General features: G+C 61.2%; 18 protein-coding genes. 9 read left to right on the top strand and 9 right to left on the bottom strand.

Annotation, left to right across the window (positions count from 1 at the left end; translation table 11 throughout):
• Positions 1-107: 107 nt before the first annotated feature.
• From GPL81_RS20130 to GPL81_RS20120, 3 genes are all read right to left on the bottom strand, one after another.
• Positions 108-521 (bottom strand): VOC family protein, encoded by a 414-nt coding sequence (locus GPL81_RS20130; protein WP_160108132.1) that lies wholly within the window; start codon positions 519-521, stop codon positions 108-110.
• 90 nt (positions 522-611) lie between these two features.
• On the bottom strand, positions 612-1,271 hold the full coding sequence (locus GPL81_RS20125) for a TetR/AcrR family transcriptional regulator (protein WP_160108131.1): 660 nt from the start codon (positions 1,269-1,271) through the stop codon (positions 612-614).
• Positions 1,258-2,109, bottom strand: coding sequence for a 3-hydroxybutyryl-CoA dehydrogenase (locus tag GPL81_RS20120; protein ID WP_096512439.1), 852 nt, complete (start codon positions 2,107-2,109; stop codon positions 1,258-1,260). The genes GPL81_RS20125 and GPL81_RS20120 overlap by 14 nt, the downstream gene beginning before the upstream one ends.
• A 166-nt stretch (positions 2,110-2,275) precedes the next feature.
• On the opposite strand from GPL81_RS20120, the gene GPL81_RS20115 reads away from it, so the two are divergent.
• The 3 genes from GPL81_RS20115 (at position 2,276) to GPL81_RS20105 (ending at position 6,037) form a co-directional block, all read left to right on the top strand.
• Positions 2,276-3,283, top strand: a complete 1,008-nt coding sequence (locus tag GPL81_RS20115) for an AraC family transcriptional regulator (protein WP_160108130.1) — start codon at positions 2,276-2,278, stop codon at positions 3,281-3,283.
• A 180-nt stretch (positions 3,284-3,463) separates the two neighbouring features.
• Positions 3,464-4,060, top strand: coding sequence for a DUF6338 family protein (locus GPL81_RS20110; RefSeq protein ID WP_160108129.1), 597 nt, complete (start codon positions 3,464-3,466; stop codon positions 4,058-4,060).
• 162 nt (positions 4,061-4,222) lie between these two features.
• Positions 4,223-6,037, top strand: a complete 1,815-nt coding sequence (locus GPL81_RS20105; protein WP_160108128.1) for an ABC transporter ATP-binding protein — start codon at positions 4,223-4,225, stop codon at positions 6,035-6,037.
• Between the two features lie 3 nt (positions 6,038-6,040).
• On the opposite strand, the gene GPL81_RS20100 is transcribed toward GPL81_RS20105, so the two are convergent.
• From GPL81_RS20100 to GPL81_RS20090, 3 genes are all read right to left on the bottom strand, one after another.
• Entirely contained in the window at positions 6,041-6,994 is a 954-nt protein-coding gene (locus tag GPL81_RS20100; RefSeq protein WP_160108127.1) for an alpha/beta hydrolase, read from the bottom strand.
• Positions 6,995-7,181: 187 nt separating this feature from the next.
• Positions 7,182-8,180: an NAD(P)H-quinone oxidoreductase gene (locus GPL81_RS20095; RefSeq protein ID WP_160108126.1), complete on the bottom strand. Its 999-nt coding sequence runs from the start codon at positions 8,178-8,180 to the stop codon at positions 7,182-7,184.
• 87 nt (positions 8,181-8,267) lie between these two features.
• Positions 8,268-9,503 (bottom strand): YbfB/YjiJ family MFS transporter, encoded by a 1,236-nt coding sequence (locus tag GPL81_RS20090; protein ID WP_160108125.1) that lies wholly within the window; start codon positions 9,501-9,503, stop codon positions 8,268-8,270.
• 112 nt (positions 9,504-9,615) lie between these two features.
• Between GPL81_RS20090 and GPL81_RS20085 the strand changes: the two genes are divergently transcribed.
• Positions 9,616-10,488 carry a LysR family transcriptional regulator gene (locus GPL81_RS20085; protein ID WP_160108124.1) on the top strand — a complete coding sequence of 291 codons (873 nt, stop codon included), beginning with the start codon at positions 9,616-9,618 and terminating at the stop codon, positions 10,486-10,488.
• An 80-nt stretch (positions 10,489-10,568) separates the two neighbouring features.
• Here GPL81_RS20085 and GPL81_RS20080 read toward each other — a convergent pair whose 3' ends face one another.
• Positions 10,569-11,291, bottom strand: coding sequence for a pirin family protein (locus tag GPL81_RS20080; protein WP_160108123.1), 723 nt, complete (start codon positions 11,289-11,291; stop codon positions 10,569-10,571).
• A gap of 318 nt (positions 11,292-11,609) precedes the next feature.
• Here GPL81_RS20080 and GPL81_RS20075 point away from each other — a divergent pair, with 318 nt between their 5' ends.
• The gene (locus GPL81_RS20075; RefSeq protein ID WP_160108122.1) at positions 11,610-12,560 is read left to right on the top strand and encodes a GlxA family transcriptional regulator; all 951 of its coding nucleotides are present in this window, start codon (positions 11,610-11,612) and stop codon (positions 12,558-12,560) included.
• 160 nt (positions 12,561-12,720) lie between these two features.
• On the top strand, positions 12,721-14,169 hold the full coding sequence (locus GPL81_RS20070) for an ATP-binding protein (protein WP_160108121.1): 1,449 nt from the start codon (positions 12,721-12,723) through the stop codon (positions 14,167-14,169).
• Positions 14,170-14,210: 41 nt separating this feature from the next.
• Here GPL81_RS20070 and GPL81_RS20065 read toward each other — a convergent pair whose 3' ends face one another.
• Positions 14,211-17,012 (bottom strand): ATP-binding protein, encoded by a 2,802-nt coding sequence (locus tag GPL81_RS20065; protein WP_160108120.1) that lies wholly within the window; start codon positions 17,010-17,012, stop codon positions 14,211-14,213.
• A 372-nt stretch (positions 17,013-17,384) separates the two neighbouring features.
• Between GPL81_RS20065 and GPL81_RS20060 the strand changes: the two genes are divergently transcribed.
• Together GPL81_RS20060 and GPL81_RS20055 are read left to right on the top strand one after the other, a co-directional pair.
• Complete coding sequence (locus GPL81_RS20060; protein WP_160108119.1) at positions 17,385-17,960, top strand: flavodoxin family protein; 576 nt, start codon at positions 17,385-17,387, stop codon at positions 17,958-17,960.
• A gap of 44 nt (positions 17,961-18,004) precedes the next feature.
• Complete coding sequence (locus GPL81_RS20055; RefSeq protein ID WP_160108118.1) at positions 18,005-18,829, top strand: alpha/beta fold hydrolase; 825 nt, start codon at positions 18,005-18,007, stop codon at positions 18,827-18,829.
• Positions 18,830-18,949: 120 nt separating this feature from the next.
• Here GPL81_RS20055 and GPL81_RS20050 read toward each other — a convergent pair whose 3' ends face one another.
• Positions 18,950-19,366, bottom strand: coding sequence for a helix-turn-helix domain-containing protein (locus GPL81_RS20050; RefSeq protein WP_160108117.1), 417 nt, complete (start codon positions 19,364-19,366; stop codon positions 18,950-18,952).
• A 159-nt stretch (positions 19,367-19,525) separates the two neighbouring features.
• On the opposite strand from GPL81_RS20050, the gene GPL81_RS20045 reads away from it, so the two are divergent.
• Positions 19,526-20,452 (top strand): LysR family transcriptional regulator, encoded by a 927-nt coding sequence (locus tag GPL81_RS20045; RefSeq protein WP_160108116.1) that lies wholly within the window; start codon positions 19,526-19,528, stop codon positions 20,450-20,452.
• Positions 20,453-20,634: the final 182 nt, after the last annotated feature.

The following is a 20,634-nucleotide window of genomic DNA, read 5'->3' as shown; positions in this document are numbered from 1 at the left end:
GCTTGCTCGCGATGGACGATAGAGCACCGCGGTTAACCAGCAAAAACGCGTTTTCGTTCACGACCATCGCGAGCAAGCTCGCTCCTACAGGGGACTTTGGATGGTTGTCATTGACCCTTTTCGCAGTTGACCATCCACGACACGCCAAAGCGGTCGACCAGCATGCCAAAGCGGGCCGCCCAGAACGTGGACTCCAGCGGCATTTGCACGTTTCCGCCGGCTGACAGCGCGGAGAACACCCGTTCCGCCTCGGCAATGCTGTCGACATTCAACGAAATCGAACAGCCGTTCATTTCTTCGGTGGGGCGGTCGGGTGTGGTATCCGAGCCCATGATGGCCTGGTCGCCCACCGCCAGGCGTGTGTGGATGATCAGGTTTTGCAGATCCTTGGGCATGTGATCGCCGGCGGGCGTTTCACCGAAGGTCAGCATGGCTTCGATCTGGCCCTTGAGGCTTTCGGCATAGAAGGTGAACGCGTCTTTGCAGTCGCCGTTGAAGATGAGGTAAGGATTGATTTTCATGGTGCGGCTCCCGGTCATTGAAGGGACACATCGGATTGGACGCTTCGTTCAGGCGCGAATTCCGATGACATCGACTGGGCAAGCAAAGCGCTAAATGGCGGTGGGAGCCTGGGTTTCTTTAGACGATTTTTCGATAGACCGGGCAAGGCTTATCGCTTCGTTCGCGCGACGTGGCGCCAACAACCGCTCGATGCCGCCGCTCACCAGGTTTTCCAGCAGCTCATCATGCTCATGTTCGTCAAGCGAATGGCGAGCCAGCCAATCGGGCGCGCTATTGAGCAACCTGGCAATGGCATGCCCGGCCGCCAGAACGCCCGGCTCACTGAAGCGCGTTTTGGCCCCGAGCATCACCAGCAACCGGCGCTCATATTGCTCGCGCAGGTGCCGGACCCGAGCCTGTTGCTCTTCATTCAGGCAGCGGCTATCGCGCTCCACCAGCCGGAAATGCCACGGCATGTCACGGTGCAGGTTCAGGTGCGCGCGGATCAGGCTGTTGAGCCGGTCGCGTTTGGCCGGGGCCTTTTGTTCGATGCGGCCAAGGGTGGCCAACAGCTCTTCGTAAAACTCCTCGATCAGGTCGAGCAGCAAGTGCTGTTTGCTCGGGTAATGGTGATACAACGAGCCTGGGGAAAGCCCCAGGCACGTGGCGAGCTCACGCATGCCGACCTGACCGAAACCCTTGCTGGCAAACAACTCCAGCACCTTGTCCCGGTACTCGGCGAAACGCGAGCAACGCTCAGGCGTAGACATGGAAGCCACGCCCCGTCTTGCGGCCCAGGTAACCGGCGGCAACCATTTCCTTGAGCAGCGGCGCTGGGCGGTATTTGCTGTCGTTGAAGCCTTCGTAGAAGGCTTCCATGATTGCCAGCAGGGTGTCGAGGCCGATCAGGTCCCCCAGGGCCAGCGGGCCGATTGGCTGGTTGCAGCCCAGGCGCATGCCGGCGTCGATGTCTTCGGCACTGGCCAGGCCTTCCTGGAACACCAGGATCGCTTCGTTGATCATCGGCACCAGGATCCGGTTGACCACGAACCCCGGACGGTTGCCGGCGGTGATCGCGGTTTTGCCCAGCGCAGTTGCCATGTCCAGCGCCAGGGCGTGGGTGGCGTCGCTGGTTTGCAGGCCGCGGATGACTTCAATCAGGCCCATCACCGGCACCGGGTTGAAGAAGTGCAGGCCGATAAAACGCTCAGGCTGGCTGACACTGGCGGCAAGCTGGGTGATCGACAGCGACGAGGTGTTGGAGGCAATCACGCAGTCGGCGCTGACCTGTGCTGCGATCTGCTGCAATACCCGCAGTTTCAGTTCGAGGTTTTCCGTGGCGGCCTCGATCACCAGTTGCGCGTTATTCAGGCTGCTGTAGTCGGTGCTGGTGCGGATCTTGTCGAGGGCGGCGAGTTTTTGCTCCGGCGTCAGGGTCTCTTTGGCGATCTGCCGATCAAGGTTCTTGCCGACGGTCGCCACGGCTTTTTGCAAAGCGCTCTCGGAGATGTCGAGCAAAGTCACGTTGAAACCGGCCAGGGCACAGACCTGCGCAATACCGTTGCCCATGGTGCCGGCGCCGATCACGCCAATGTTTTGCAGATTCATGTTGCCGTCCTTCCGCTCAAACCCTGCGATACCTTGGCCGCGAAGGCGGCCGAAGGCGTACTATTGCCGCGAGTCTAGAGCCGGCGGGGCGGTTGTCCTATGCCGAAACTGTTCAACGGCACTGGTGTTTTTTGCCATTTCGAATGATGGGGAGCGTAGCGTTCAGATGCGGGAAAAGGACTCGGTGGCCGCCTACTTCGTGCAGGCGATGATCCACGGGCTGGGGGACGATCCGCAGCGGGTGCAGGCTGTGCTGGAACAGGCGGGCATCGATCCGGCGCTGATGCAGCAGCCCACGGCCCGGGTTTCGGCCAACGCCTTTGCGGCGTTGTGGCTGATTCAGATCCGCGAATTGAATGACGAGTTCTTCGGGCTCGACTCCCATGGCATGCCGCCAGGCGCTTTCGCCCTGATTTGCCGCGCATTGATTCAGGAGCCCGACCTGCACAAGGCCATGCGTCAGTGCCTGGCCAATTTCGCCCTGTTCCTGCGCGACTTTCGCGGCACGCTGACCGTGCGCGGCAAACGGGCGGTCATCAGCATGGATAGCCACTCGGCGAATGATGACGTCGGTCGTTTCGGCGAAGAGACCTTTCTGGTGTTGATGATTAGCCTGCTGTGCTGGCTGGGCGGTCGACGCATCCCAATCGATCGCGCGGATTTTCGTCACGAGCGGGTGTCCCTCAGTGACGACCGCTTGCTCTGGGGACCGAACCTGACCTTTGGTGCCGAACGTACTGAAATCGAGTTCGCCAGCCACTACCTGCGTCTGCCGGTGGTGCAGGATCTGGCCTCGCTGAAAGTGTTTTTACGCACAGCGCCGCAATGGCTGGTGATCCGCTTTCGCAACCAGCACGGCCTGGCGTCACAGGTGCATCAACGCCTGCGCAACAGCCATTACAGCGATTGGCCGACCTTGCAGGCCTTTGCCCTCGAACAGCACCTGAGCCCCAGCACCTTCCGCCGCAAGCTGGAACGCGAAGGCTGTTCCTATCAGGAGATCAAGGACGAAGTGCGCCGCGCGGTGGCCTTCGAGCAATTGCGCCAGAGCCAGGCGAGCATCAGCGACATCGCCGAGCAACTGGGCTTTCAGGAACCGAGTGCGTTTCATCGCGCGTTCAAGAAGTGGACGGGGGAGAGTCCTGGGCGGTATCGGGCAAGGTTTCAGGCGTAGATAACGTGGGTCTTCGATTAAGTGTTTGTAGGATTTTTCCCTGATATTTGCCCGCTAAATCCCGGCCTGTAACCTTGAAACGTCTTGTGACGACAGCGACTTCGCAACTGATGGCGCGAGTTGCTGAGGTGAGGTATTTCTTTGCCCCGAATCGAAGCTTTCAATGGATTGAAAACTTGCATGGATGATTTGATCAAGGAAGTGATTCCGCTACTCCAGTATTTGATTCCGGGATTTTTAGCCGCCTGGATCTTTTATTCACTGACAGCCTTCAAGCGACCAGACACCTTTGGGCAAATAGTTCAGGCGCTGATTTTTACCTTTGTGATCCAGTCGCTGGTTGTCGGTTTGGGAGCGTTGTTGTTGGTTGCAGGTGAACGGTTCTTTTCAGTCGGCATGTGGGACAGAAAATCAGAGACCCTATGGTCAGCGGTGATCGCGGTGGTGATGGGGTTTCTTTCCTGCCACATTGCCAGTGGCGACAAGCTTCATGCTCTGCTTCGCAAGCTGAAAATAACCCGGCAATCTTCATATCCTTGCGAGTGGTACAGTGCTTTTTCAACGCGACAAAGACATGTGGTGCTGCACCTGGTCGATGGTAAACGCCTGTTTGGCTGGCCGATAGAATGGCCGGCGGAGCCCGCAAGAGGGCAGTTCGTTCTTGAGCACCCTCACTGGATTGAAGATGCAGACCAGAGGTTTCACACCGGGGCTGAAGTGATTGTTATCGATGTTTCAAAAGTACAATGGGTCGAACTCCTGAAAACAATAGGGTGAACAAATGACAAGCAGAGCACCGCAAGAAATGCCGCCTGAAGTGCGGCGGCTAATGGAGGACTGGATTAACGGCGGTCCTCCTCCCCCGGGGCTGGTGATTCCACTCGGCCCGCCACCTTCAAGAAAAGAGTCTGAGAGACCGCGTCGGCGAAACCGATAAATATGCCCGCGGTCCTTACCCGCTTCTCCTCATTGCTCGACCAGTCCCGACGCGCTCTGCTGCTGGTCTGGGGAACCTCCCGTGGCCTGTTCCTCGGCCTGGTGCTGGCAACACTGATCGCCGGGGTGCTGCCGGCGCTGGCGGCGTGGTTGGGGCAGCGTATTGTCGATGCGGTGGTGTTCGCCATGCAGTTGCATGCGCAGCAGGGCAGTGCGCCGCTGTGGCCTGTGCTGCGTTATGTACTGTTGGAAGCGGGTGTGCTGGCGTTGCTGTCCGCTACCCAGCGTGCCTTGTCCGTCCAGCAGTCGCTGTTGCGTGTACAGCTGGGGCAGAAGGTCAACACGATGATTCTGGAAAAGGCCCAGACGCTGTCGCTGGTGCAGTTCGAGAATTCCGAGTTCTACGACAAGCTAGTGCGTGTAAGGCGCGAAGCCTCGACCCGGCCGTTGGCGCTGGTGATGAAGTCGCTGGGGTTGACCCAGAACCTGATCGTGCTAATCAGCTTCGGCGTGTTGCTGGTGCATTTTTCGCCGTGGGCGTTGGTGCTGTTGGTGGTCGGTGCGTTGCCGGTGTTTTTTGCCGAGGCGCATTTTTCCGGCGATGCCTTTCGCTTGTTCACTCGCCGTGCACCGGAAAGCCGGCAGCAGACTTACATCGAAACATTGCTGTCCCATGAGGCCTACATCAAGGAGGTCAAGCTGTTCGGTTTCGCGCCGCTGCTGTTGCGGCGCTATCGCGAAACCTTCGCCCGGCTCTATGCCGAGGACCGGCGGCTGACCCTGCGTCGCGATGGCTGGGGTTTCGTGCTCGGTCTGCTCGGCACCGGGGCGTTTTATCTGGCCTATGCCTGGGTGGTGGTCGATGCGGTCCACGGCACCATCAGTCTTGGGCAGATGACCATGTACCTGGTGCTGTTCAAGCAGGGGCAGTCAGCGGTGAGCAGCAGCCTGAGCGCCATCAGCGGTCTTTATGAAGATGGCCTCTACCTGTCCAGCCTCTATGAGTACCTGGCCGAGCCCGTAGTGGTCGATACCGGGCATCTCATTGTCGGTGCAGTGCCGGGTGACGGCCTGCGTTTCGAAAACGTCGGCTTCCGTTATCCGGGTGCCAGTCGGGCGGCGGTGGAAGGTGTCAGCTTTCATCTTGCACCGGGGCACAGCATGGCGCTCGTGGGGGAGAACGGTTCGGGCAAGACCACCCTGATCAAGCTGCTGACCCGTTTATACCGTCCCGATCAGGGCCGTATCCTTCTGGATGGCAGCGACCTGCAGGCCTGGGAGGAGGACGCGCTACGTCGGCGTATCGGCGTGATTTTTCAGGATTACATTCGCTACCAGTTCTCTGTCGGCGAGAACATCGGTGTGGGGGATACCCTGGCGTTCCAGGATGAGCAGCGATGGCAAGAAGCCGCTGCCGAAGGCATGGCCGCGCCTTTTATCGAGCGCCTGGATCGCGGCTATGCCACGCAACTGGGGCGCTGGTTTGCCGGTGGGCAGGAGCTGTCCGGCGGGCAGTGGCAGAAGATCGCTTTGTCCCGTGCCTACATGCGCCGAGAGGCCGATATCCTGATTCTGGACGAGCCGACTTCGGCGCTCGACCCGGCGGCGGAAGCGGCGGTGTTCGAGCATTTCAGCCAGCACACCCAAGACCGCATGACCCTGCTGATTTCCCACCGTTTTTCCAGTGTGCGCAACGCCGATCACATCATCGTGCTCGATCAGGGCAGGATTCTGGAGCGCGGCGATCACCTCAGCCTGGTCGCCGCGGGCGGGCGCTATGCGCAATTGTTTGACTTGCAGGCTCGGGGCTATCGATAGCCCTCAGGAGTCCTGCGCGTCCCGTGAAACCGTCGGTCCGGCGATCTGCGGCTTGGCTTTCATCAAACCGTCGAGCGCCTGGCGATACTGGCTACCACCCAGGCTCATGCTGTTGTTGTGCGTCCCGCCGGGGATCAGCAGCAGGCGTTTAGGTGGGTGGGCGGCATTGAACAGTTGCTGGCTGAAGCGCGAAGGCATGAATGGATCGGCCAGGCCATGGACCACCAGCAGCGGCATGTCGATGTCGACGATCTTGTCGATGGAATCGAATTTCTGCGAAAGCAACCACCGCACCGGCAGCCAATTGACGGGCAGATTGTTGTTGGCCACCTCCGCCACAGCATCGCCCAGCGAGGTGAAGGTGGACTCGATCACCAGGCCGCGCACGGGCACGGCAACCTGCGCCTTTTTCGCTTCGGCGGTCAGGTCTGCCGCGAGGTCGATGGCTACCGCACCGCCCAGGGAGTGACCGTAGATCAAGCGTTTGCCGGCATCGGGTTGCATCACCGTGAAGCGCTCCCAGGCGGCACGGGCGTCTTCGTAAACGCTGGCCTCCGACGGCAGGTCGCCTTTGCTCTGGCCGAACCCGCGGTAGTCGATCGCCAGCACCGAATAGCCCATGGCGCGCAATTGCTCGATGCGAAAGGCCTGGCCGGTAAGGTTCCAGCGCACCCCGTGCAGATAGAGAATCGAGGGTGCATCGCGACGTGCCGCCGGCCACCACCAGGCGTGCAGGTTTTGCCCGGCCTTGAAACCGGCAGGCTGGATGTCGAATTCCTGGACATCCTGTGGCAAGCCGCGGTACCAGCTCGCCGTGCCCGGTTCGATGCGGAACAACAACTCGCGCTCCTTGTATTTGAGCGCACCACAACTCACCGGCAGGCCGACGACCAGCGCAGCCATGCACAGCAGCGGCAGCCAGCGTCGGCGCAGACGGGTGAGGAGGGCAGCAGGCATTGGGGCAGTCGCCGGTAAAGACATGAAGCCCGCGTTGTAACAGATGCGTGGGTGAGGCGGGAAAAATTTAGACCTGTGGGAGCGAGCCTGCTCGCGATTGCGATTGTCCAGTCGCCTGATATGTCGACTGACAGATTGCAATCGCGAGCAGGCTCGCTCCCACAAGGGTTAGTGTTGCTCCAACGGATCACTCCACCCGCAAAACAATTTTGCCAACATGACTGCCAGATTCCATCTGCGCATGGGCCAGCGACGCTTCGTCGAGTGTGTAGACCTTGTCGATCATCGGCAGGCAACGACCGGCCGCCAGCACCGGCCATACGTGTTCGCGCAATTGCCGGGCGATCTCGGCTTTCTCTTCCCGGGTGCGGGAACGCAACAGCGAACCGGTGACGATGGCGCGTTTGGCCATGATCGCCAGCAGATCGACATCCTTGGCGATCGCACCACCCAGGAAACCCAACATCACCAGTCGACCCTCGAGGGCCAGGGCCGCGACGTTACTGTTGAGGTACGAACCGCCCATGATGTCGAGAACTACATCGACGCCGCGCCCCGCGGTTTTTTCGGCGATGACCTGGGCGAAATCCTGATTGCGATAGTTGATTGCCTCGGCACCCAGCTCGCGAATCACCGCAGACTTTTCTTCACTGCCGGCCGTGGCGAAAGCCTCGATGCCAAACTCGCGGCAGAGCATCAGCGCGGTGGTGCCGATGCCGCTGGTACCGCCGTGAATCAGGACCCGTGGACCCTTGCGGGCGCCGCCCATCTCGAACAGGTTGGCCCACACGGTGAAGTAGGTTTCCGGAATCGCCGCTGCGTGCTCCCAGTCCAGGCCTTCCGGGATCGGCAACGTCTGGCTGGCCGGGACCGCACAATATTGTGCATAGCCACCGCCATTGGTCAGCGCGCAGACCTTGTCGCCGACATTGAACTCGCTGACACCTGCGCCGACCGCGACCACTTCACCGGCCACTTCCAGTCCCGGGATCGGGTTCATGCCGGGCTTCATCGGGTACTTGCCGGCGCGTTGAATCACATCGGGGCGGTTGACGCCGGCGGCGCGAACCCGGATCAGCACTTCACCGTTGCCGGCAGCGGGCACGGCCGCCTGGCGCGGTTGCAGGACGTCGGGACCACCGGGTTGGGTGATTTCGATGAGGGTCATGGTCTGAGGAAGTGTCATGTGGGGTACCTTTCAAAAGTGAATTCAATTCAAAAACTGTGGGAGCGAGCCTGCTCGCGAAAGCGGTGCATCAGTCGACAACAATGTTTAACGTGCCGACGCCTTCGCGAGCAGGCTCGCTCCCACATTGGATGGGGTTATCAGGCGAACAGCCAATTCCAGCAACAACGCACAAACAATCGCCCCCGCCGCAATCTCGAACATCAGCACATGTTGCCCGCCACTGGCATTGAACAGCCCCGAGTACGCAAACCCGGACAGGGCCTGAACGGTGGCGAACGAAACTGTGGCGCGACTCCAGGCGACCTGTTGTTGATGATGCCCAGGGATCAGTTCGTGAACCCTGGCCAGGGCCAGAGGCACGATGCCCGGCGGGAACGAACCGATGATCACGGCCAGCAACGCCAGTGCCGCGAAAGAACTGGAAATCGACAGCAGGCCGATCGCTATCGCCTGCACCACCAGCACCAGGCGAATGCCCAGCTTCGCTCCCAGTTGATCGGCCAGAAAACCGTAGCTCACTGGCCCGACAATTGCGCCGAGGCCATACATGATCCAGATCAGCGCGCCGACATGTTGTCCGGCCCCCAGCCCGCGGGCCACGTAATCCACCAGGAACACCATGGCTGGCACCAGCCCGGCCGCCATGAGCGCGTATTGGCCGAACAGCAGGTAGACACTTGGATTCATCGAAGTCGAAGTGGCTTTGACTGGTGTCGAAACCGTTGCAGGGGGCGCGGACGAAGGCCAGCCGAACCAACTGACCGCCGTCAGGACCAGCGCCAGCAGACCGAGGCCGAGCCAGGTTTGCTGCAAGCCCAGGCTCAGCAGCGGCGGCACGATCGTCCCCGACCCGGCAATGCCCAGGCCCAGACCGAGAAAAATCGCGCCACTGGCCAGGCCTTTGCGCGAGGCCGGCACATGGGGCAATACCGTCGCCGCCACCAGCACCATGATTGCGCCACCGGCAATGCCGGACAGCAAACGCCAACCGAAAAACCAGCTCACCGATAACGGGAATGCACAGGCAAAAAACGCCAGGGTCACCGCCAGCATCATCAGCCGCAGCACCGTTTTGTTGGACGTGCGCCGAGCCAGCGGATGGCCGATCAGCGCACCGATCAGGTAACCCACCAGGTTGGCGGCGCCAAGGAACACGACGTCGCTGGCGGAAAACCAGTGCGCTTCAATCAACGAGGGAATCAACGGCGTATAAGCAAATCGCGCCAGGCCGATGCTGACCAGGCTGGCGCAGAGGCCGGCGAGGATCGGCAACCAGATCGCGTTGCGCGTTATGCCGGGAGGAACGGTTGAGCTGGGCATGAGCGTTGTCCTGTGGGTATTCTCTGATGGCCAGCATAACGAGATCTTTTGATGCAATAATGCTGCGAATTTGCGTTTCAGTGATGCATTAATGCATCGTCAGGAGGCCCCTATGAATTGGGATGACGCACGGGTATTTCTCGCGGTCTGCCGCGAATCGACGTTGCGCGGCGCCGCAAGGGTGCTGGGTGTGGATCAGGCCACGGTGGGTCGACGGATCGCGGCGCTGGAAAAATCATTGAGCGCGACCCTGTTTCTGCGCACCTCCGAAGGCTACGCACTGACCGCAGTGGGCGAAGCGGCGATGCGTGCGGTGGAGAAAATGGAGCATACGGCGCTGGAACTTGAGCGGCGGATTCAGGGGCTCGATGAACGGTTGACCGGATGTGTGCGGGTCACCACTACGGATTCCCTGGCGATCGATTTCCTGATTCCAGCCATCGCCCGTTTACATCGACATCACCCCGATGTGCGGGTGCAACTGAATGCCTCCACGCAAATCCTCAGCCTGGCCAAGCGCGAAGCCGACATTGCCGTGCGTAATACCCGGCCGGATAACCCGGACTTGATCGCTCGGCGGATCGCCCGTTGGCCGGTGGGGCTGTTTGCTTCGCAAGATTACGTGGACGCCCACGGTATTCCGGAGCCGGGAAAGGCATTCGAGGGCCATGACCTGGTGGTGTATCAGCCGTATTTGCAGGGAGGCAAGGACATGACGCTGGTCAGTGAGCCGCTGGGGCGAGGACGGATTGTCTCGAGCCTGAGCTCCAGCCTGCTGGTGCGCCGGTCCATCGCGGCGGGGATCGGGATTGGGGAAATGTCGGTGTACATGGGGGAGAGGGACGGACTGGTCAGGCTGTGGCCGGAGCGCACCCGACCGCTACCCTATGACGTGTGGTTGGTGACCCATGCCGACCTGCGGCACACCGCCAGGGTGCGGGTGGTGATCGATGAGATCGTCGAGGAGTTTTCCAAGGCCCTGTAGGAGCCGGCTTGCTGGCGATGCAGACAACGCGGTGTGTCTGAAAAGATGCCATCGCTGGCAAGCCAGCTCCTACAGAAGAATCACGGCATTTCGGGCAATTCCTGCGCACGCAAATCGAACACCAGCACCTCGGCATCCACGCCGTTGCTCAATGTCAGCAACTGTTCTTCGCGAACCCGCACGCCGTCACCTTCCTGCAAACGCATGCCGTTGAGTTCGACACTGCCCCGCGCCACATGCACGTAGGCGTAGCGATTGGCGGCCAGTTCCAGGGTGGCGCTTTCCTGGCCATCGATCAGACCGGCATACACCCGCGCATCCTGGCGCACCTTCAGCGAACCCTTGGCGCCGTCGGGAGAGATGATCAGTTGCAGGCGACCGCGCTTCTTCTGCGGGCTGAAATGCTCCTGTTGATAGCGCGGTTTGGCGCCACTCACCTCGGGCACGATCCAGATTTGCAGGAAGTGCACCGGGCGTTTGTCCGAGTGGTTGAATTCACTGTGTGCCACGCCACTGCCAGCGCTCATCAACTGCACGTCGCCAGGACGGATCACCGAGCCGGTGCCCAGGGTGTCCTTGTGTTCCAGCGCGCCGTCGAGCACGTAGGAGAAAATTTCCATATCGCGGTGCGGGTGCTGGCCGAAGCCTTTACCGGCGGCCACGCGGTCATCGTTGATCACCAGCAGATCGGAAAAACCCTGCTCCCTGGGATTGCGATAGTTGGCGAAGGAAAAGGTATGGAACGACTTCAACCAGCCATGGTTGGCCATGCCACGATCAGAAGCTTTGCGAAGGGTCAGCATGATGGAATCTCCTGAGGGACGTGAATTCGTCCGAGTGAGGAGAAGGTTAATGGTTACCGGCTGGTGCAATAAGTAGATGGAAATTGAAATACTGTCTCCTTCAGGTTGACAGTAAAGTGCAGACGACGTTGACGACACACTTCGCCATAATGCACACCAACGCAAGGCACCTAACCTGTGGGAGCGAGCCTGCTCGCGAAAGCGGTCTGACCCTCACCTCTTCGTTGAATGTGAAACCGTTTTCGCGAGCAGGCTCGCTCCCACAGGGGATAGCGTCCAGCAGACTGATCTATTTATGACTCCAGTGATGTTGAACCCATGAAAACAGTGGCAATGGTGCTGTTCCCCAACTTTCTCCTGCTCGACATGGCCGGGCCCATGGAGGTGTTTTCCATTGCCAATCGGTACCTCAAGCCTGACGACCACTATGTGCTGACGACCATCGGCACCGAGCCCGGTGCGCTGCGGGCGTCCAATGGCGTCAGCGTGCACGCCGATGTCGATATCGATCAGGCCTGTGACGGCTTCGATCTGCTGCTGGTGCCCGGTGGCCCCGGCGCCTACAACGAACAACATCCGCGGTTGCTCGACTGGCTCAAGCACTGCGTCAGCCGATCCGCAAGCTATGGCTCGATTTGCACCGGCGCGTTTGTGCTGGGACATGCCGGTTTGATCGATGGCTACCGTGTGACGACCCACTGGCACTACACCGAGCGCTTGATCAAGGCCTTTCCCAGGACTACCGTCGAGACCGACCAGATATTCGTCCAGGACCGCAACCTCATCACGTCCGGTGGCGTTACTGCCGGCATTGACCTGGCGCTGTCAGTGGTTGCCGAAGACCATGGCAAGAAAGTCGCACAGGATGTGGCCAAGGTGTTGTTGGTGGTGATGAAACGCCAGGGCGGCCAGGCGCAGTTCAGCCCGTTGATGGCGGCGGTGGCGCCCCATGAGACGGCGATCACCCGGGTGCAGAACCATGTCCTCGAGCATCTCGACGAACCCTTCAGCATCGAACGCATGGCCGGTCTGGGTGCCATGAGCCCGCGCCACTTCGCCAGGGTGTTCGCCCGTGAAGTGGGTATGACGCCCATGGAATTTCTGCAAAGTGCGCGCATCGATTGCGCCCGCAATCTGTTGGAAACCACGGAGTTGCCGCTCAAGACCGTGGCCTTCAAAAGCGGCTTCGGCAGCGTGCGGCACATGCGTTTTCTGTTCGGTGAAAAACTCGGACTGACCCCGACACAGTACCGCGAGCAATTCAGCTAGCGTTCTTGTCCGTCGTGCGCACCGTAATGGCCGTGACGCTCCCCCCGCGATGGTTGTACCGTCACCGAGGCCTGCCAAGATAGCCGGGAACTCATTGCAAGGAAGGTACGGAGCCTGGATGGACTCGCGTGCCGAGCAGGCTCCCGGCGGGTGAAGGTGCATGAACAGCCTACGAGACATACACAGCGAAACGGTGCTGCGCTTCGGCCCCTACGCATTTCATCTGAATCAGCGACTGGTGCTGGAGGGCGACCAGCCGCTGCGCCTCGGCGGACGGGCCCTGGATATCCTGCAGGTGCTGGTCGAGCACGCGGGCTCGGTGGTCAGCAAGGACGAACTGATCGCTCGGGTCTGGCCGCGTTCAGTGGTCGAGGAAATCAATCTGCGCGTGCACATTGCTGCGCTGCGTAGGGCTTTTCGCGACGGACAGAACGGGCATTGCTACATCGTCAACATTCCGCAGCGCGGCTACAGCTTTGTCGCGCCAGTGCGGCAGGCCTCGCAACTCACGCCCATCGCCCTCGAAAGCCTGCCCCCACACCCACAAAAGCCCCGGCACAACCTACCGGCACGGCTGACACCGGTCACCGGACGCGATGCGGTGGTGGGCAGTCTGGTGCGCCAGTTGCCGGTGCAGCGCTGCATGTCCCTGATCGGGCCCTGCGGTATCGGCAAGACCACCGTTGCCCTGCGGGTTGGCGAGCTGCTGTTGCAGCACTATCGCGACGGCGTATGGCGGGTGGATCTGGCAATGCTCGATGACCCGGCACAGGTGGTCGATCACCTGGCGCGCACCCTTGAGCTGGACACCAGCACCGCCCTGGAAACGCTGGGGCAATGGCATGCGCTGTTGATCCTCGATAACTGCGAACACTTGCTGGAACGCTGCCGGGCCCTGGTCGAAACGCTGATGGCCTCGGCGCCGCGCCTGTCGATTCTGGTCACCAGCCGTGAACCGCTGCTGGCCACCGGCGAAACACGGCTGCCGTTGCCGCCGCTTGTGGTTCCGCCGAGATCGGCGTTGCGCAGTGTCGATGAAGTCATGGGCTATTCGGCGGTGCAGCTGTTCGTCAGCCGTGCCCGGGCTCGTCAGCAAGGGTTTGCCCTGCGCGAACAGGACCTCAAGGCCGTGCGCGAGATCTGTCGGCGGCTCGATGGTTTGCCACTGGCGATAGAGCTGGCGGCGTCTCAGATCGACGCGCTGGCGCTGGTGGGTTTGCAAGCGCAACTGGATAACTGCTTCCAACTGCTGACCCAGGGTCGGCGCACGGCAGTCCCCCGGCACCAGACCCTCAAGGCCGCGCTGGACTGGAGTTACGAACGGTTGAGTCCGGTGGAGCAAACCGTGTTGCAGCGCCTGGCAGTGTTCAAGTCGGCGTTCACCCTGGAGACAGCGATGGGTGAGGAGGGTTGCGCCACGCTGTCGCCTGTCAATCTGGCGAAGGTAATGCAAAGCCTGGCGCTGAAATCGCTGCTTTCACTGGAGCACGCCAACGGTGTTTGCCGTTACCGTTTTCTCAACACGACCCGTAGCTATGCCCTGGAAAAACTCCAATGTAGGAGCGAGCTTGCTCGCGATGAACTCAAAGGCGCCATGTTGAGCCATTAGACAGGCGTCATCGTTAACGACCATCGCGAGCAAGCTCGCTCCTACAAAAGGCTGTCCTGCAATTCGTCGAGTAAACGGCGTACGGCGATCAGGTCCGGCGTTGCATGTCCTTCGGTGAACCGCTGGTAGATCGGCGTCAGCAGTTCATGGGCTTGCCGGTAGCGCCCCTGACGCTGCCAGAGCCTGGCCAGCGAAGTGGCGCTGCGCAGTTCCCAGGCCAGTGCGCCTTGGGACTTCGCCACGTTGAGCGCATTGAGCAAGATGGTTTCGGCAGTACAGTTTTTCACCGGGCAATCGACGGCCAGCAGCGTATCGGCACGAGCCCTTAGAATCTCTGCGGTGCTCCAGCCTGCCGCGCCGCTGTCGGCGCGTTGCAGCAAATCGTCATCGATGAACCCGGGGCCCAGCGTGACCATGATTTCCTTGATCAAGCCGACGCCCGGACGTTGCGATGCCTGCGCATCGGCACCGTCGATGACTTGCGCATACTGCCGGGCCCAGGTGTAGAACAGCAGCACCGAGTTTTTCTGTGCCTGTTCCAGCAGCAGGTGCAACAGTTCGCGAGCGGTGCGGGTGTGGCCGTTGTAGTGGGCGATCAGGCAACCCGAGAGCGCCAGGGTGTAGCAGATGGAGGTGCCATGGTTGATCTGCAAGGCAATGTCCAGCGCCTGTTGGGCCGTGCGCCAGGCCTGTTCCGGTTGCCCCTGCAACCAGAGAATGCGCGCCAGGATGGTCAAGGCGGCGACGCTCTGGTCGTACTGCACGCCAAAACCATGGGTAAAGCGGTTGAGGTGGCCGCTTTGGGCCATGCGCTGGATCACCTCTTCGGCATTCAACCGCGCCCGTGACTGATCCCCGGCAAAGTGCAGGGCCAACACCCGCAGGCGATGCGTGCTGAGCGACAGCACCGGGTCGCCGTGCAGGCCCAGCTGGTCGAATTGCTGGCTCTGCTCCAGGGCCATCTGATAATTGCCACAGCTGAGGTTGACCGCCATGTGCCCGGAAACGGCGCGCAGCTCTCCGACCACGTCATTGCATTGTCTGGCCAGGGTTCTGGCGGTGACGAAAGCGCCGACGGTTTCCTCGCTGCCGCCCTGGACGTGATAGCAGGCGCTGCCGAGGGCCAGCTTCAGGTTCATTTTCAAATGCGGGCAGGGCTCGGGCGCAGCGTCGAGCAAGGCCAGGGCCTTGCGCACATGGCCGCCGTGCTCCTTGAGCAGTGACAGTTCTTGCCAGAGGGGCGTGGACGTCGCTGTCAAGCGGATCGCCAGCGTCTGCGGTCCCCGGGCATTCAGGCCCCAATCGAGGGCTGCGCGGATGTCCTCCAGGCCACGGGCGTAGCGCTCGATCCACAGCGCTGTCGGAATCAGCTCCCAATTTTTTTGCGCCTGATGCATCAAGGCCAGGCAGCGTTCGGCGTGGCGTTCCCGGGTGGCGGGCAGTTCGCTGGCCTGTTCGAGTTTTTCCAGGGCATAGCGGCGGGTCGTGTCGAGCAGGCGGTAGAACACTTCTTCGTCGCCCACGTCCACACTCAACAGGGACTTGGCCACTAGTTGCATCATCGAGCCAAACACTTCTCGGGGTTCGATGTGTTCGCCGACGATCACCGCCGCTGCCGACTCCAGGGTAAATCCACCGCGGAAAACGCCCAGTCGACGCAGGCAGGTTTTTTCGCAGGCGCTGAGCAGTTCGAAACTCCAGTCCAGCGTGGCGCGCAGGGTCTGATGTCGGCCGGGGGTTGCCTGGCTGCCGTGGGGCAGCAGGCGAAAGCTATCCTGCAGTTGCGCCAGCAAACCGCCCAGGCCAAGGCTGGGGACTTGTGCGGCCGCCAGCTCCAGGGCCAGTGGAATGCCATCGAGACGTCGGCAGATGTCGACCGCCAGCGGCAACTCGGCATCGCTCAGTTCGAAAGTATCCTGGCTGGCCATGGCTCGCTCGACGAACAGCTGCAACGCGGAAAAGCTCAGGGCCTGGGCGCGGTCCAGCACGGCAATGGGCGGTGGGCAGTCCAGCGACTCCAGGCGCTGGATGAACTCACCCTCGGCCCGCAGACCCTCGCGGCTAGTGGCCAGGATGTGCACCTGCGGCGCGCCACGCAGCAGGCTTTCACAGAGCAGGGCGACGTGGTCGATCAGGTGTTCGCAGTTATCGAAGACCAGCAGCATCTGCCGTTCGCGCAGGAACAGGGCGAGGCTGTTCAGCGGTTCGGCGTCGTGCAGGGACAGGTCCAGTAGCGTGGCCAGGTGACCGGCAATCATCAGCGGGTCATTGATCGGTGCCAGGTCCAGCAGGCGAATGCCGTCGCGGTATTGACCGATAAGATGTTCAGCCACGCGCAGCGCCACGGTGGTCTTGCCGATGCCGCCGGGGCCGACCAGGGTGATGAAGCGCTGGCGCGGCAGCTGCGTCACCAGGCTGTCGACCAACGCCTGGCGGCCGATCAGGCGAGTGCGGCGCAGGGGCAGGTTGTGGCCGCTCGATTCAATCGGGCCAGTTTGAGAGGGTTGCTCGACGTGCTCCACGGAGTAAGGCGCGACAAAACTATAGCCGCGCTGGGCCACGGTAATGATGTAGCGCTGGCCGGCCTGACCGTCGCCGAGCGCCTTGCGCAGGGCCGCCATGTGCACCCGCAGGTTGATTTCTTCCACCACAGTGTTGGGCCAGACTTCGGCGATCAGTTGTTGCTTGCTGACCACGTTCCCGGCGTGCTTGAGCAAGATCAGCAGAATGTCCATGGCCCGTCGGCCCAGGCGCAGGGGCTGGTCGGCCTCCATGATCAGGCGCTGTCCGGGGTAGATCCTGTAGGGGCCGAAATGCACAGCCTGTTCGAGGGAAAGGGTCAACGGGTCACTCCTGCCTGAGGCCTTTCAGTTCGCGGTTTTCGAGCATATTCCCCAGATTTTTTCGCCAGCGCAATGCAGGCCCTGAGTGACGGCCGGGGTTCGCTTCGACTGCCGGCCGCCCGGTACTGAGAGTAGCTCCGTGTTTATTGGGCGCGGCGTCTGTGACAGGGCGTCGGGGCTTTTGGCACGCCATGGAAAATTAACAACGTTTAACTCGTCCTGCGTCCGGTCTACGCCCAAAACTCACCTTCTTCAACTTCCACCCGGTCATGTGGGAGCGAGCCTGCTCGCGAATGCGGCGGCACATTCAACATCGTCAGTGACTGATACAACGCGTTCGCGAGCAGGCTCGCTCCCACAAAGGACACCGGAATGAGCAACGTAGTGGTGGTCTATCACAGTGGCTACGGACATACCCGGGTCATGGCCGAAGCCGTGGCCCGGGGTGTGGAGCGACATCCGGGCAGCACCTGCCGACTGGTGGCCGTCGAAGACGTGGATGAGCACTGGGACCACCTGCACCGCGCCGACGCGATCATTTTCGGTGCCCCGACCTACATGGGCAGCGCCTCGGCGGCGTTCAAAGGCTTCATGGAGGCTACGGCGGCGTTCTATCTGGCGCAACCGTGGCGCGACAAGCTGGCGGCCGGCTTCACCAATTCCGGCTGCCTGTGCGGTGACAAGCTCAACACCCTGCTGCAGATGGCGGTGTTCGCTGCCCAGCATTCGATGATCTGGGTCGGCCTCGACCTGCTGCCCGCGCGCTCCGGCATCGGCGTGTTCGATGGGCAACTCAATCGCCTCGGCAGCTCCCTGGGCGCGATGGCCCAGTCGAATGTCGAACAGTCCCCCGACGAGGCGCCACCGGCCGAAGACCGCTGCACCGCCGCGCACCTGGGTGAGCGAGTCGCGCGGCTGGCCGAGCTGATGGGGCGCGCATCTGATTGATTCAACGCAAACCAACCACCCCACCCCCGTAATGGAGCACACCCATGAGTACGTTCACTACCCGCGACGGTACCGAGATTTACTACAAGGACTGGGGCAGCGGTCAGCCCATCGTCTTCAGTCACGGCTGGCCGCTGAATGCCGACAGTTGGGAATCACAGATGATTTTCCTGGCGTCCCAAGGCTACCGGGTCATCGCCCACGATCGTCGTGGCCACGGCCGCTCCAGCCAGCCATGGACCGGCAACGACATGGACACCTACGCCGATGACCTGGCGCAATTGATCGAGCTATTGGATCTGAAAAACGCCGTGCTCTTCGGCTTTTCCACCGGCGGCGGCGAGGTGGCGCGCTACATCGGCCGTCATGGTACCGGCCGGGTGGCCAAGGCCGGGTTGATCTCTTCGGTGCCGCCGCTGATGCTCAAGACCGAATCCAATCCTGGCGGGTTGCCCATTGAAGTGTTCGATGGCATTCGCCAGGCGTCGCTGGTGGATCGTTCGCAGTTGTACAAGGACCTCGCCAGCGGCCCCTTCTTCGGCTTCAACAAACCCGGCGCCAAGCCATCCCAGGGCATGATCGACTGGTTCTGGATGCAGGGCATGACCGCCGGCCACAAGAACGCCTACGACTGCATCAAGGCATTCTCGGAAACCGACTTTACGGAGGACTTGAAGAAGTTCGACGTACCGACGCTGGTGGTGCATGGCGACGCCGACCAGGTGGTGCCGATCGAAGCGGCGGGCATTGCTTCGGCAGGGTTGGTTAAGGGTTCGCAGCTGAAGGTCTACCCGGGTGCGCCCCATGGCTTGACCGATACCCACAAGGATCAGCTGAACGCCGATCTGCTGGCATTCCTCAAGGATTGATCGAGATCCCCTGTGGGAGCGGGCTTGCCCGCGATGAGGTCGTATCAGTCAACATCAATGGCGACTGACCCATCGCTATCGCGGGCAAGCCCGCTCCCACAGTGAGGGTGTTGTGCAGGATTACAGGTTTGAATGGTGAAGGGAACGCACAGTCCGGCAACGCCAGGCGAACGGATTGATGCCTTCGCTGCGGGTGAACATGTGGCAGAAGTGCGCCTGATCGCAGAAGCCGCACTCCAGGCTGATTTGCGTGAGGCTAAGGTCCGTGTGCTGGATCAACAGCTTGGCCCGGGCGATGCGTTGCTGGCGAATCCAGTCCTGGGGCGAAAGACCGGTGCTGCATTTGAAGGCACGGGAAAAATGACTGCGCGACAACGCACAGGCCTGGGCCAGTTCAGTCACTTCCAGGGATTCACCCAGGCGCTCGAGGATCAGCTGTTTTACCAACCGCTCGCGCCACGGGCTGAGGCCGCCGGCGCTTTTCTTTTGCGTTTCAGTGACTGTCGCGTGGGCAGTTTTTTGCTGCAAGTGAGCCATGGCGAATGTCCGGGTCGGTAGGACTAATTCTTGAATCCGAGGGCTCTGGCTTGCGAGTTAAACGTTGTTAATTCCTCGTCCGTTGCGGGATGTCTTGCGTAAAGTCAGACACAATCGTCATCCTCGCACCTGGCCCCGACACACAAGGAACCCGTGCCTATGAACCGAAACGATCTGCGTCGCGTCGACATGAACCTGCTGGTGATTTTCGAAGCGTTGATGTTCGAAAAGAACCTGACCCGTGTTGCGGAAAAGCTATTCATGGGCCAGCCGACGGTGAGTGCCGCCCTCGGCCGGTTGCGCGACCTGTTCGACGATCCGCTGCTGTTGCGCAATGGTCGCGGCATGGAGCCGACGGGGCGGGCACTGGCAATTCTCAAGGAACTGCAACCGGCGATGGACACCATCTCCGGCGCTGTCAGCCGGGCCAAGGAGTTCGACCCGACGACCAGCTGCGATGTGTTCCGCATCGGGTTGTCGGACGATGCCGAGTTCGGACTGTTTCCGCCGTTGCTGCGTCAATTGCAGGAGGAAGCACCGGGAATCGTGGTCGTGGTTCGCCGCGCCAATTACTTGTTGATGCCGGCGTTGCTGGCGTCCGGGGAAATCTCCGTCGGTGTGAGTTACACCACCGATCTACCGGCCAATGCCAAGCGCAAGAAACTGCGTGACATCCCCTGCAAGGTGTTGCGCGGCGACACCCGGCCGGGGCCGCTGAGCCTCGACGAATACTGTGCGCGCCCCCATGCGATGGTGTCGTTTTCCGGTGACCTGAGCGGCAACATCGACCTCGACCTGGCCAAGGTCGGACGGTGTCGCAAGGTGGTGCTTGGCGTACCGCAGTTCAGTGGCTTGCGCGCGCTGCTCGCAGGCACCGAGATGATTGCCACCGTGCCGGATTATGCAGCCTGTGCCTTGGTGGAAGGCTGTGACTTGCGTGCCGAGGATCCACCGTTCGAGATTGAGGCGGCGCAGTTGTCGATGGCCTGGAGCGGGGTGCATGACAACGACCCGGCGGAGCGCTGGTTGCGCTCGCGCATCAGTCAGTTCATGTCGGCGCCACTGGATGCTTCGGCTACTGCCTGATTTTCATGGATGCCCCCGATCCCCTGTGGGAGCTGGCTTGCCAGCGATGGCGGCGTCTCCGGCGACGTATTTTTTGATGGTGTACATATCCATTCCTGCGGTAACGGCCACCTAGGGTTTCGCCCTGACGGCGAGTCACTTTGGAAAAGCCCCAAAGTAACCAAAGGGCTCTTGCCCCTTTC

The sequence above is a fragment of the Pseudomonas izuensis genome, from assembly GCF_009861505.1.
Lineage (GTDB): Bacteria > Pseudomonadota > Gammaproteobacteria > Pseudomonadales > Pseudomonadaceae > Aquipseudomonas > Aquipseudomonas izuensis.
This window is presented reverse-complemented; position numbering and strand designations above follow the sequence as displayed.

Bases quoted from the DNA above. Each gene is read 5' to 3' on its own strand.
- GPL81_RS20130 (WP_160108132.1), bottom strand. From the start codon at position 521: ATGAAAATCAATCCTTACCTCATCTTCAACGGCGACTGCAAAGACGCG.
- GPL81_RS20125 (WP_160108131.1), bottom strand. From the start codon at position 1,271: ATGTCTACGCCTGAGCGTTGCTCGCGTTTCGCCGAGTACCGGGACAAG.
- GPL81_RS20120 (WP_096512439.1), bottom strand. From the start codon at position 2,109: ATGAATCTGCAAAACATTGGCGTGATCGGCGCCGGCACCATGGGCAAC.
- GPL81_RS20115 (WP_160108130.1), top strand. From the start codon at position 2,276: ATGCGGGAAAAGGACTCGGTGGCCGCCTACTTCGTGCAGGCGATGATC.
- GPL81_RS20110 (WP_160108129.1), top strand. From the start codon at position 3,464: ATGGATGATTTGATCAAGGAAGTGATTCCGCTACTCCAGTATTTGATT.
- GPL81_RS20105 (WP_160108128.1), top strand. From the start codon at position 4,223: ATGCCCGCGGTCCTTACCCGCTTCTCCTCATTGCTCGACCAGTCCCGA.
- GPL81_RS20100 (WP_160108127.1), bottom strand. From the start codon at position 6,994: ATGCCTGCTGCCCTCCTCACCCGTCTGCGCCGACGCTGGCTGCCGCTG.
- GPL81_RS20095 (WP_160108126.1), bottom strand. From the start codon at position 8,180: ATGACACTTCCTCAGACCATGACCCTCATCGAAATCACCCAACCCGGT.
- GPL81_RS20090 (WP_160108125.1), bottom strand. From the start codon at position 9,503: ATGCCCAGCTCAACCGTTCCTCCCGGCATAACGCGCAACGCGATCTGG.
- GPL81_RS20085 (WP_160108124.1), top strand. From the start codon at position 9,616: ATGAATTGGGATGACGCACGGGTATTTCTCGCGGTCTGCCGCGAATCG.
- GPL81_RS20080 (WP_160108123.1), bottom strand. From the start codon at position 11,291: ATGCTGACCCTTCGCAAAGCTTCTGATCGTGGCATGGCCAACCATGGC.
- GPL81_RS20075 (WP_160108122.1), top strand. From the start codon at position 11,610: ATGAAAACAGTGGCAATGGTGCTGTTCCCCAACTTTCTCCTGCTCGAC.
- GPL81_RS20070 (WP_160108121.1), top strand. From the start codon at position 12,721: ATGAACAGCCTACGAGACATACACAGCGAAACGGTGCTGCGCTTCGGC.
- GPL81_RS20060 (WP_160108119.1), top strand. From the start codon at position 17,385: ATGAGCAACGTAGTGGTGGTCTATCACAGTGGCTACGGACATACCCGG.
- GPL81_RS20055 (WP_160108118.1), top strand. From the start codon at position 18,005: ATGAGTACGTTCACTACCCGCGACGGTACCGAGATTTACTACAAGGAC.
- GPL81_RS20050 (WP_160108117.1), bottom strand. From the start codon at position 19,366: ATGGCTCACTTGCAGCAAAAAACTGCCCACGCGACAGTCACTGAAACG.
- GPL81_RS20045 (WP_160108116.1), top strand. From the start codon at position 19,526: ATGAACCGAAACGATCTGCGTCGCGTCGACATGAACCTGCTGGTGATT.